Genomic DNA, 10179 nt, shown 5'->3' with positions numbered 1-10179 from the left:
ACCGGCGCTCGTGCAGGTTCCGACCTCGTCCGAGGCTTCGTCGGCGGCCGGTTCGCATACTGCCCCCGCATGGGGTCGCGACAAGACGGCGGGTCTGCCGGCCGCGACGGCCCTGGCCAACGCGTCGCCGAACGCCGCCTTCCTGCGTACCGAAGACTCCCCGGATGCCCCTTCGGCGCCAAAGGGCGACGGGGCCGGCGCTGTTTCGCTGTCGTCACCCGCGCCCGGCGAACCACCGCGTCAGGGACGCGTTGCATCGGCCCCTCCCACGCCGGCCGCCAACGTGTCTGCGACGCCCGCCGCCGCCAGCACGCCTGACTCCGATATCGCGGCCGCATCGCCACCGGGGCCGCCGGAGCCGGCGCCAACGATCCAGGCGACGACGGCGACGCCGCCGGCGACGACCACCGCCGCGCTGGTCGCGCCTCCGCGCGCCGAACCCGCGCCGCGCGCCGGGAAGTCGGATCGCGCCCGCGCTGCTGATGGCGTCGACGTCGCCCCGCCCGGCGCGGGTCGGCGGATCGCCGATGGCGCGGCCGGGCCACGCCCCGTCCAGGCGGCTGAGGCCGCGGTCCCGACCGGCGCCGAGCCGCCTCGTATCGATATCTCGACGGCGGCGACGGACTCCGAGGATCCGATCGCCCCGATGCCCATTGACGCCGCGACTGCCGACGCTGCCGCCATTGCGCCGTCGCTCTCCGCCACCGCGCCTGTGCGCGGCGCGCCGGAGACCGTGGCCAACCTGGCCGCCCACATCCTCAAAAAGCTGGAGGGTCGTTCGACGCGGTTCGACGTCGAACTGGATCCCGCCGGCCTCGGCAAGGTCGATGTGCGGATTGAGATCGGCGCCCATGGCCGGATGACCGCGGCCATGACCTTCGACAATCCCCAGGCCGCTCAGGACCTGAAGGCGCGCTCCAACGAACTGCGACAGGCGCTGGAGCAGGCGGGCTTCGATCTCTCGGGCGGCCTCACCTTCGATGTCGCGCGTGACGGCGGCGGTCGGGGCCAGCAGGCGTGGCAGGACGCCGAACAAGGCGGCCAGTCGTTTCGGGGACATGCCTTCCGCGCCGCGCTGGATAGCGCGATCGGCGCCGCAGATAGCGCCGTGCAAGGCGCGCTTCGCCTCCGCCAAGGGGTCAACGCCGGCCTGGATTTGAGGATCTGACCATGGCCATCGACGCCGTCGCCGCGACCACTGCAACTTCCGCCTCGGCCACGGGCCGCACGCGGCTGGCCGAGAACTTCGACACCTTTCTGGCGCTGCTTACCACCCAGCTCAAGAACCAGGATCCGCTGGCGCCGCTCGACTCCAATGAGTTCACCGCTCAGCTGGTGCAGATGACCGGCGTGGAGCAGCAACTGCTCACCAACGATTTGCTGGAAAAGCTTGTCACCAACACCGGCTCCGGCGTCGCCACGGCGGTCAGCCTGATCGGCAAGGAAGTCCGGGCCGACGCCAATGTAGCCGCCTTGTCCGGCGGCAAGGCCGAGTGGGTCTACAAGCTTGATCGCCCGGCTTCCGACCTCAAGGCCGAGGTGCTCGATTCCCGGGGCCGCATTGTCCAGACGCTCGCGCCAAGCGGACTTGGGGCCGGCGAACACGTCTTCACCTGGAACGGAAAGAGCGCGTCAGGCTCCTCGATGGCGGACGGGGTCTATTCCCTGCGCGTTACCGCCACCGACTCCAGCGGCGCAACGGTGCCCAGCCAGGTGATCGCCCAGGGCGTGGTCACCGGCGTGCAGCAGGTCAACGGCCAGACGCTTGTCACCCTCAACGGCGCCCAGGTGCCCTGGGAAAAGATCACCCTGATCCGCGAGGCTCCCAAGCCTGTGATCACGTCCTCCAACACGACGGGCGGCCAGGCGCCGCCCGTCCCTGCGGCCTGACCGGCCGCGCCCTTTAACGACAGGAACGGACCCAAACCATGAGCATCAATTCAGCCATGCTCGCCGGCGTTTCCGGGCTGGTGGCCAACTCGTCGGCGCTGGCGGCGATCTCCGACAACATCGCCAACGTCAACACCGTGGCTTACAAGCGCAATCAGGTGAACTTCGCCAATGTGGTCACCGCCCAGGCGGTGAAGGGCAAGTACTCCGCTGGCGGTGTTCAGGGCGTGGCGCGCCAGTTCGTCAGCCAGCAGGGCCTGGTCCAGGCGTCGGGCTCCGCCACCGATCTGGCGATCTCCGGCGACGGCTTCTTTGTGGTCTCGACCAAGGGCGCGGGCCTTACCGCCGCCGACGCCCGCAGCTTCACCCGCCAAGGCTCCTTCAGCGTCGACGCTGACGGCTTCCTGGTCAACGACTCAAAGCTCTATCTGCAGGGCTGGCCGGTGAAAGCTGACGGGACGTTCGATGTGAACCCGTCCGATCTCAACAAGATGAACTCGATCAACGTCAAGAATCTCGGTGCGGCGGTGGCTCCGACGGGCAATGTCGAGATCAGCGCAAATCTGAACAAGTCGGGCGTCATCTCGGCCGGCGAAGCCGCCTACAACGGCACGACGGTCGCCTCGATGGCTGACTATGCCTCGGACCCGGCCACGGGCACGCGACCTGACTTCGTCATTGAGATGAACGTGATCGACTCCACCGGTGGATCGCGGAAGGTGGCCATGGCCTTCCTCAAGGATGATGCGGCCAACCCAAACCGCTGGCACGCGGAAATCTACGCTATCCCCGTAACCGACGTATCAGTCGCGGGCCGCCCGGGCCAGCTCGCCCGAGGTCAGGTGTTCTTCAACCAGGACGGCACTATCGATCTGGCCAACACGACACTGTTCGGCGCCGCGGGCAATCCGGCGACTCTTCCGCTCGCCGCATCTGGGACGGCGACTCAGCCCCGCTGGGCCAACAGCCTTGGGCTCGCGGGTCAGACAGTGAACCTCGATCTCAACAAGGTGACCCAGTACTCGGCCACTTCGACCGTCAACGCCATCTCCAGCGACGGCGCCGGCGTCGGCAGCATCGTGGCGATCGAGGTCAACGACGACGGCATCGTTTCGGCGATCTACGACAACAGCCAGATCCGCACCGTGGCCAAGGTGGGCATCGCCACCTTCCCCAACTCTGACGGCCTCGCCCAGGTGAGCGGTAACGCCTATCGCCCGACCATCGAGGCCGGCGAGTTCGTGGTCAAAGAAGCCGGCGTCGGCGGCGCGGGCAAGATTTCGCCGTCTAGTCTGGAGGCCTCCACAGTCGATCTCTCGGCGGAATTCACCGGCCTGATCCAAACTCAGAAAGCCTATTCAGCATCATCAAAGATTATCACGACCGCCGATCAGATGTTGGAAGAGCTGATCAACATCAAGAGATAGAATAATATCGCCTAGTTAATTAGTATGAACACTAGTGTCGATGTGTATTGATTTGATACACAGGGGGACTCGATGCTTAACACTACATTGACCATACCCATTGAAGCGACGTTAGGGCTGGGCGGCTACCTTGCGGATCATTCAGTGATCGTGGGGCGGTAGAAAGCCGATGCTTCAGCAACAACAGACGCGCACCAACAGCCGTGGCGAGGTCTATGTGATCGGGCCCACGGGCGCGCCGCTAACCCGCAATGACCTGCCACCGGCCAACACCGGGCGCTGGGTCATCCGCCGCAAGGCCGAGGTGGTCGCCGCCGTCCGCGGCGGCTTGATCAGCATGGATGAGGCGTTGGAGCGCTATGGCATCACCCAGGATGAGTTCGTCTCCTGGCAGCGCTCGATTGAGCGTCACGGCCTTGCAGGCCTGCGCACCACAAGGCTGCAACAGTACCGCTGAGCCAAAAGCTCCACCAAACCGGTTCAGCATCCCAGCCGGCCGCGCCTCTTTCCCCGGAGACGCGGCCGGTTCGCGTTTCAAGCCAGGCGACGAACCGTGACGATGACCCGCTCGCGTTCGCCGGGGCGCCGCTCCACCAGCAGCCGGGCCACCTGTGCGTCGTCATGGAACGCATAGCCCTTGATGGCGTCGAGGATCGCCTTGGCGAGATTATCGAGATCGAGCCAGGGCGCATCGCCCACATACTCCATCGCGATCTCGACCGAGTAGTCGCCCCAGGCCGGCCGTGATCCGCGCCAGGCCTTGCGGAAAAACTCATAGATCAAGGGCTTGTAATACTTGGCCTGGGTCGTCAGTCCGTCGACGCAGAGTTCCAGAAGCCCGTCGGCCTCCCGCGCGCGCACCTTGCCGTGAAGGGTCCAGTCATCGGTCACCTCCACCTCATAGCGGCTGGCGGCCTTGCAGTCTCCGGTCGCGCGGGTAAACCCTTCTGGGGCTGAATGGGGACCTCAATCATGACCGCGACACGCACCGAAACCGACACTTTTGGGCCCATCGAGGTCGCCGCCAACGTCTATTGGGGCGCTCAAACCCAGCGCAGCCTCGGCAACTTCAAGATTGGCTGGGAAAAGCAGCCCAAGCCGGTGATCCGGGCGCTGGGCATCGTCAAGCGCGCCGCGGCCGAGGCCAATATGGAGCTCGGCAAGCTCGACCCGGACCTCTGCAAGGTCATTGTCGCCGCCGCCCAGGAAGTGATCGACGGCAAGCTCGACGACCACTTCCCGCTGGTGGTGTGGCAGACCGGCTCCGGCACCCAGTCCAACATGAACGCCAACGAGGTGATCTCGAACCGGGCCATTGAGATGATGGGCGGGGTGATGGGCTCCAAGAAGCCGGTCCATCCCAATGACCATGTCAACATGAGCCAGTCGTCCAACGACACCTATCCGACCGCCATGCATATCGCCGCGGCAGAGGAAGTGGTGCGGTCCGTTCTGCCTGCGCTGGCCCATCTGCATGTCGCCCTGGCCGCGAAGTCCGCGGCCTTCGACCACATCATCAAGATCGGCCGCACCCACACCCAGGACGCGACGCCGCTGACGCTCGGCCAGGAGTTTGGCGGCTACGCGCATCAGGTCGCCATGTCGCGCCGGCGGATCGATGAGACGCTCTACGGTCTCTACGAACTGGCCCAGGGCGGTACGGCGGTGGGCACCGGCCTCAACGCGCCGATCGGGTTCGCCGAACTGGTGGCCGAGAAGATCGCCAAGATCACCGGCCTGCCTTTCGTGACTGCGCCCAACAAGTTCGAGGCCCTGGCGGCGCACGACGCGATGGTGTTCAGCCATGGCGCCCTGACCGCGGCGGCCGGCGCGCTTTTCAAGATCGCCAACGACCTGCGGTTCCTGGGCAGCGGACCGCGCGCGGGCCTCGGCGAGCTGGCCCTGCCGGAGAACGAGCCCGGCTCCTCGATCATGCCGGGCAAGGTCAACCCCACCCAGGCCGAGGCCCTGACCATGGTCTGCGCCCACATCATGGGCAACCAGACGGCGATGGCGTTCGCCGGCAGCCAGGGCCACTTCGAGCTCAATGTGTTCAACCCGGTCATGGCCTATAACTTCCTGCAGTCCTGCCGCCTGCTGGCCGACGGCGCGGTCAGCTTCACCGACAACATGGTGGTGGGCACCGAGGCGCGGGAAGACAACATCAAGGCCAATCTTGAACGCTCGCTGATGCTGGTCACGGCGCTGAACGGCAAGCTCGGCTACGACAACTGCGCCAAGATCGCCAAGACCGCGCACAAGAACGGCACCACGCTCCGCGAAGAGGCCGTCGGCGGCGGCTACCTGACGAACGAAGAGTTCGACGAATGGGTGCGGCCCGAGAAGATGATCAGCCCGGGGTGAGCGACCGGTTCTGTTGCACGGCCATTGACCCTGGCCCCGAACCGGCGCGTGAACGCCCATGGCCAGGGAAACCGTCTACATCATCCAGTCCTACGTTCAGGGACGCGGCAAGTCTTTGAAGGCTGAGCAACAGATCGGCTGCAAGACGGCGGAGGAAGCCCGCCGCAAGGCCGAGCGCCTGGGTCCGTTGCGCCCGGCGGTCGTCGCCTTCTCGGCCACCGCCGACACCGAGATGGGCGACTATGACGAGAACCCGGTGATCTTGTTCCGATCCGGGCCGCTGCCGCACCCGTTCGCGGAGGCGTAGGTAGGCTTAGTTTCGGCCGATGGCGTAGAAGCGTTCGGCCCGGCGGGCTTTGAGTTCGGCGACCGATAGGCCGTCCAGCGCCTTCAATTCCGCTTCCACCGCGTCGCCGACCAGCGCCATGGCGGCCTCAGGGTCGGCGTGGGCGCCGCCGGCGGGTTCGGGGATGATCGCATCGACGATCTTCATGCCCAGCAGGTCCTTGGCGGTGATCTTCATGGCCCGCGCCGCTTCGCCCGGGGTGCGCGCGCCACGCCAGAGGATCGAGTTGGCGCCTTCGGGCGGGATCACCGAATAGATGGCGTGCTCCAGGATCAGCACCCGGTTGCCGCAGGCGATGCCGAGCGCCCCGCCCGAGCCGCCCTCGCCGGTCACCACCGCCACCATCGGCACGGCCAGCATCAGCGCCTTTTCGGTCGAGCGCGCGATGGCCTCGGCGACGCCCCGTTCCTCGGAGGCGATGCCGGGATAGGCGGCCGGCGTATCGACGAAGCTGATGACCGGCAGGCGGAACTGCTCGGCCAGTTCGAACAGGCGCACGGCCTTGCGATAGCCCTCGGGCCGGGCGTAGCCGAAATTGTGCTTGATCCGGGTGGCGGTGTCGCGACCCTTCTCGTGGCCCATCACCACCACGGCGCGGCCGCGGAAGCGGGCGATGCCGCCCAGGATCGCCTGGTCGTCGCCGAAGCTGCGGTCGCCGCGCAGTTCCTCGAAGCCTTCGAACAGGGTGGCGGCATAGTCGACGAAGTGCGGCCGGTCAGGATGGCGGGCGACCTGGGTCTTCTGCCAGGCGTCCAAGTTGGCGTAGGCCTCGCGGCGGAGCTGGGCGGCGCGGGTTCGCAGGGCCTCGATCTCGCCATCCAGGGCGCCCGCGGCGCCGCCGCCCGACAGTTTGGACAGTTCTTCGATCTTGGCTTCGAGATCGGCGATCGGACGCTCGAACTCGAGATAGTGCGCGGCCATCCGGATGTCCGTGGTGAGAGGCGTGGGGCGCCCCGGAAGGCGCGGAACCTAGGGCTCGCCCCCTCTCGGCGCAAGTTCGCGCCGTCGCCGCGCCAGCGGGTGGCGGGTCTCGACCGTCTCGCGCAGCCGATCCGAGGTGACGTGGGTGTAGATCTGGGTGGTGGCGATGTCGGCGTGGCCCAGCAGCGTCTGGACGACGCGCAGGTCGGCGCCGCCCTCCAGCAGGTGGGTTGCGAAGGCGTGGCGCAGGACGTGCGGACTCACCTTGGCCGGATCGATGCCGGCGTCGGCGGCGGCCTCGTCCAGCATCTGGGCGAAGCGGCGCGGGGTCAGCCGTCCGGTCTTGCCGCGCGAGGGAAACAGCCAGGGGCTGGCCTTCGACCCGGCCGGCAGGAAGCGGGCGCGAACTTCCAGATAGGCGCGTATCGCGGCGCGGGCTGCGTCGTTCAGCGGCGCCAGCCGCTCCTTGCCGCCCTTTCCCCTCACGATCAGATAGGCCGGATCGCGCGCCAAGGCGGCCAGCGGCAGCGCCGTCAATTCCGAGATCCGCAGGCCCGAGGCATAGGCCAGCTCGACCATGCAACCGAGCCTCAGGCCCTGGGCGCCGTCCCGCGCCGCCGCCGCGGCAATCAGGCGATCCATTTCCTCGCGGCTCAGAACACGGGGCAGGGACCGGCCCCGACGCGGCGCATCAACCCGCCGCGAAGGATCGTCGGGCCGCCAGCCCTCGCCCAGTACAAATCGATAGAACTGACGCGCCGCCGCCCGCCGCCGCGCCGCCGTGGCGGGCGAAAGGCCCCGCGCGCCCAGATCGGCGAACCAGGCCTCCACGTCCTCGGCCGAGGCGTCGCCGACGGTCCGATTCCGACGACCCAGGAAGCCGGTAAGGTCCTCCAGGTCGCGCCGATAGGCGGTGAGCGTATTGGCCGCCGCGGCCCGCTCGGCGGACATCATCTCCAGAAAGGCCTCGACCCAGCCCGCGCTCACTTCAGCGCCGCCAGGCCCTCGAGGGCGAAGGCGCGCGCCTCGGCGAGCAGGCCGACGCGCATCAGTGCGCGGACGAGCGCGACCCGATCCGAGACGTTCGGTCCGGCCGCGCCGGCGTCCGCGGCCGTCCAAAGCACCAGCAGAGCCACCTCTCCGGCGCGGCGACCCTCAAGCGCGGCGTTGAGCGCGAGCCTCCGGCCAGGCGAGGTCCGGCCTTCCACCGTGGAGAACCCGGCGATGCGCGCGCGGTCCGGGCCGGAAATCTCTGGCAGCAAGGCGGCGGCCAACAGCGCCGCGCCCTGCAGCCTGGCGCGAGAGGCGGCGTTGGCCTCGGACGCCGCGGCGATCAGCGCCGATACGGCCTCCGCCGGTGGCAGGCCCGCCTGGATGGCGCCCGCGATTCCGCCCAGGGTCACGTCGAGGGCGGCGACGTCGACGACCGGCGGCGAGGGCTCAGCGCCCGTCAGCGCGGCGGCGACGGCGGGCGAGGGGCGAGCCGGCGCGAGATCAAGCGCCAAGGCGCGCGACAGGGCGAGGTCCAGGCCGTTGCGCAGCGATGCCGCGCCAGGCGCGGATCCCGTCAACTTCGCGCCCATCAGGCGGCCAAACACCGCGTCGCGCGCCTGGGTCTGGGCCAGGTCGAAGGTGAGTTGGGCCTGTGCGGTCTGGCCGGCCTCCATCTGGCAGAAGGCGCGCAGCCGCAGCCAATAGGTCTCGCCCCGCCCCGCACCCAGGTTCTGGGCGATGGCGCAGGCGCGCGGCGCATCGCCGGTCAGCAGAGCCGTCTCAGCCGCCGCCCGGGCCAGTTCCGGTGAGCGCTCCAGACCGGAGGCGCGATCCAGGATCCGCGCCGCGCCGGGCACGTCGCCCAGCGCGATGAGCGCCTGGGCGCGGCCTCCGGCCAGGGCGGAGTCGCCGGCTGAGCCTTCGGGACCGGTCGCGCCGGTGGCCAGCACCCGGCGGGCCAGGGTCTGGGCGGCGGGCGTCAGCGGGCGGCTGGCCAACAGCGGCAGGACCGCGCGGGCCGTCTCGACGGGCGTTCCGCGCCAGAGGTCCGCGCCGAGACCGGTGTCGCGAGCGGGGGTCGAGAAGGCGTCGGGGGCCGCCAGCGGCGCCACCTCCACCTGGGCCAGGGCGGGGCCGGTCGGCGACAGCAGGAGCCCGGTGAAGATCAGGATGCGCCACATGCCGACAATGTAGCGACGCGCCTGCGTTGGCGCGAGGCCGCGTGGTCGTGTAAGCGCAGGCGCGTCATGGATCGCTATGAACCGCTTCGCGGCCGCACCATCGCCCTCGTGGGCCTGATGGGCGTGGGCAAGTCCAGCGTCGGGCGTCGGCTCGCCGCGGCGCTCAACCTGCCGTTCCGCGACGCCGACACTGAGGTGGAGACCGCTGCCGGACGCTCGATCCCGGAAATCTTCGCCGCCCTCGGCGAAGCCGCGTTTCGCGACGGCGAGCGACGGGTGATCGCGCGGCTTCTTGAGGGTCCGCCACACGTACTGGCCACGGGCGGCGGCGCGTTCATGAATCCGGAGACCCGGGCGCTGATCAAGGCGCAGGCCATCTCGGTGTGGCTCAAGGCTGACCTGGAGGTCCTGGCTCGGCGGGTGGGTCGCAAGGACACGCGCCCGCTGCTGACCGGCAAGGATCCCATGGAGGTGTTGAAGGCGCAGGCCGAGGTGCGTTACCCGATCTATGCCGAGGCCGACATCACCGTGGAGACGGGCGACGCGGCGCATCAGGTGACCGTCAACCATGTGCTGAAGGCGATCGCGGAGCATATCGGGGCGCCGGTCGAATGATCTTCACCGTTCCTGTCGGCCTGGGCGCGCGCGCCTACGAGGTGAGGATCGGCGCCGGCCTGCTGGATGAGGCCGGCGCGCGCATTGCGCCCTTCCAGTCGCGCGGCCGCACGGCGGTGGTCAGCGACGAGACGGTCTGGGGCCTGCACGGCGCGCGGCTGACCGCGGCGCTGGACCGGGCGGGGATCACGGCGCTGCCCGTGATCGTGCCGCCGGGCGAGGGCACCAAGAGCTTCGAGGGACTGGCCGACGTGACCGACCGGTTGCTGGCGCTTGAGCTGGACCGGGGCGACATCATCACAGCCTTCGGCGGCGGCGTGGTCGGCGACCTCGCGGGCTTCGCGGCGGCGATCTACAAGCGCGGCGTCGACTTCGTTCAGATCCCGACCACCCTGCTGGCTCAGGTGGACTCTTCGGTCGGCGGCAAAACCGCCATCGACAC

General features: G+C 68.7%; 12 protein-coding genes. 8 read left to right on the top strand and 4 right to left on the bottom strand.

Translation table 11 applies throughout. From position 1 onward, the window contains the following. The 4 genes from ACIQ3R_RS10575 to ACIQ3R_RS10560 form a co-directional block, all read left to right on the top strand. Window positions 1-1168, top strand: a 1168-nt coding sequence (locus ACIQ3R_RS10575) for a flagellar hook-length control protein FliK (protein ID WP_397418212.1), incomplete at its 5' end; no start/stop codon positions are given. A 2-nt stretch (window positions 1169-1170) separates the two neighbouring features. Further along, window positions 1171-1890 (top strand): flagellar hook assembly protein FlgD, encoded by a 720-nt coding sequence (locus ACIQ3R_RS10570; RefSeq protein WP_397418209.1) that lies wholly within the window; start codon window positions 1171-1173, stop codon window positions 1888-1890. Window positions 1891-1928: 38 nt separating this feature from the next. Beyond that, window positions 1929-3317, top strand: coding sequence for a flagellar hook protein FlgE (locus ACIQ3R_RS10565; protein ID WP_397418206.1), 1389 nt, complete (start codon window positions 1929-1931; stop codon window positions 3315-3317). A 169-nt stretch (window positions 3318-3486) separates the two neighbouring features. Further along, window positions 3487-3774 carry a DUF1153 domain-containing protein gene (locus tag ACIQ3R_RS10560; RefSeq protein WP_397418203.1) on the top strand — a complete coding sequence of 96 codons (288 nt, stop codon included), beginning with the start codon at window positions 3487-3489 and terminating at the stop codon, window positions 3772-3774. Window positions 3775-3851: 77 nt separating this feature from the next. Here ACIQ3R_RS10560 and ACIQ3R_RS10555 read toward each other — a convergent pair whose 3' ends face one another. Continuing rightward, on the bottom strand, window positions 3852-4208 hold the full coding sequence (locus ACIQ3R_RS10555) for a RusA family crossover junction endodeoxyribonuclease (RefSeq protein ID WP_397418201.1): 357 nt from the start codon (window positions 4206-4208) through the stop codon (window positions 3852-3854). Window positions 4209-4289: 81 nt separating this feature from the next. Between ACIQ3R_RS10555 and fumC the strand changes: the two genes are divergently transcribed. Together fumC and ACIQ3R_RS10545 are read left to right on the top strand one after the other, a co-directional pair. Next, the gene (gene fumC, locus ACIQ3R_RS10550; protein ID WP_397418199.1) at window positions 4290-5681 is read left to right on the top strand and encodes a class II fumarate hydratase; all 1392 of its coding nucleotides are present in this window, start codon (window positions 4290-4292) and stop codon (window positions 5679-5681) included. 58 nt (window positions 5682-5739) lie between these two features. After that, on the top strand, window positions 5740-5988 hold the full coding sequence (locus ACIQ3R_RS10545; RefSeq protein ID WP_397418197.1) for a hypothetical protein: 249 nt from the start codon (window positions 5740-5742) through the stop codon (window positions 5986-5988). 6 nt (window positions 5989-5994) lie between these two features. On the opposite strand, the gene ACIQ3R_RS10540 is transcribed toward ACIQ3R_RS10545, so the two are convergent. The 3 genes from ACIQ3R_RS10540 to ACIQ3R_RS10530 are packed head-to-tail and all read right to left on the bottom strand — an operon-like array spanning window position 5995 to window position 9122. After that, window positions 5995-6948 (bottom strand): acetyl-CoA carboxylase carboxyltransferase subunit alpha, encoded by a 954-nt coding sequence (locus ACIQ3R_RS10540; protein WP_397418195.1) that lies wholly within the window; start codon window positions 6946-6948, stop codon window positions 5995-5997. Window positions 6949-6996: 48 nt separating this feature from the next. After that, complete coding sequence (locus tag ACIQ3R_RS10535; RefSeq protein ID WP_397418192.1) at window positions 6997-7935, bottom strand: tyrosine recombinase; 939 nt, start codon at window positions 7933-7935, stop codon at window positions 6997-6999. Further along, window positions 7932-9122, bottom strand: coding sequence for a hypothetical protein (locus ACIQ3R_RS10530; protein ID WP_397418189.1), 1191 nt, complete (start codon window positions 9120-9122; stop codon window positions 7932-7934). Before ACIQ3R_RS10530 ends, ACIQ3R_RS10535 begins: the two co-directional genes overlap by 4 nt. A 66-nt stretch (window positions 9123-9188) precedes the next feature. On the opposite strand from ACIQ3R_RS10530, the gene ACIQ3R_RS10525 reads away from it, so the two are divergent. Next, entirely contained in the window at window positions 9189-9737 is a 549-nt protein-coding gene (locus tag ACIQ3R_RS10525; RefSeq protein WP_397418186.1) for a shikimate kinase, read from the top strand. Then, the coding region (locus ACIQ3R_RS10520; RefSeq protein ID WP_397418184.1) for an iron-containing alcohol dehydrogenase at window positions 9734-10179 on the top strand (446 nt) is incomplete at its 3' end. The genes ACIQ3R_RS10525 and ACIQ3R_RS10520, both read left to right, overlap by 4 nt.

Source organism: Phenylobacterium sp., assembly GCF_044371015.1.
In the GTDB taxonomy this organism is placed as follows: domain Bacteria; phylum Pseudomonadota; class Alphaproteobacteria; order Caulobacterales; family Caulobacteraceae; genus Phenylobacterium.
The sequence above is the reverse complement of the archived record's forward strand: the minus strand, read 5'-3'. Positions and strand labels throughout refer to the sequence as shown.

What these genes read in the sequence shown, in the direction of transcription:
- fumC (WP_397418199.1), top strand. Translation starts at nt 4,290, where the DNA reads ATGACCGCGACACGCACCGAAACCGACACTTTTGGGCCCATCGAGGTC.
- ACIQ3R_RS10530 (WP_397418189.1), bottom strand. Translation starts at nt 9,122, where the DNA reads ATGTGGCGCATCCTGATCTTCACCGGGCTCCTGCTGTCGCCGACCGGC.
- ACIQ3R_RS10565 (WP_397418206.1), top strand. Translation starts at nt 1,929, where the DNA reads ATGAGCATCAATTCAGCCATGCTCGCCGGCGTTTCCGGGCTGGTGGCC.
- ACIQ3R_RS10540 (WP_397418195.1), bottom strand. Translation starts at nt 6,948, where the DNA reads ATGGCCGCGCACTATCTCGAGTTCGAGCGTCCGATCGCCGATCTCGAA.
- ACIQ3R_RS10545 (WP_397418197.1), top strand. Translation starts at nt 5,740, where the DNA reads ATGGCCAGGGAAACCGTCTACATCATCCAGTCCTACGTTCAGGGACGC.
- ACIQ3R_RS10570 (WP_397418209.1), top strand. Translation starts at nt 1,171, where the DNA reads ATGGCCATCGACGCCGTCGCCGCGACCACTGCAACTTCCGCCTCGGCC.
- ACIQ3R_RS10560 (WP_397418203.1), top strand. Translation starts at nt 3,487, where the DNA reads ATGCTTCAGCAACAACAGACGCGCACCAACAGCCGTGGCGAGGTCTAT.
- ACIQ3R_RS10525 (WP_397418186.1), top strand. Translation starts at nt 9,189, where the DNA reads ATGGATCGCTATGAACCGCTTCGCGGCCGCACCATCGCCCTCGTGGGC.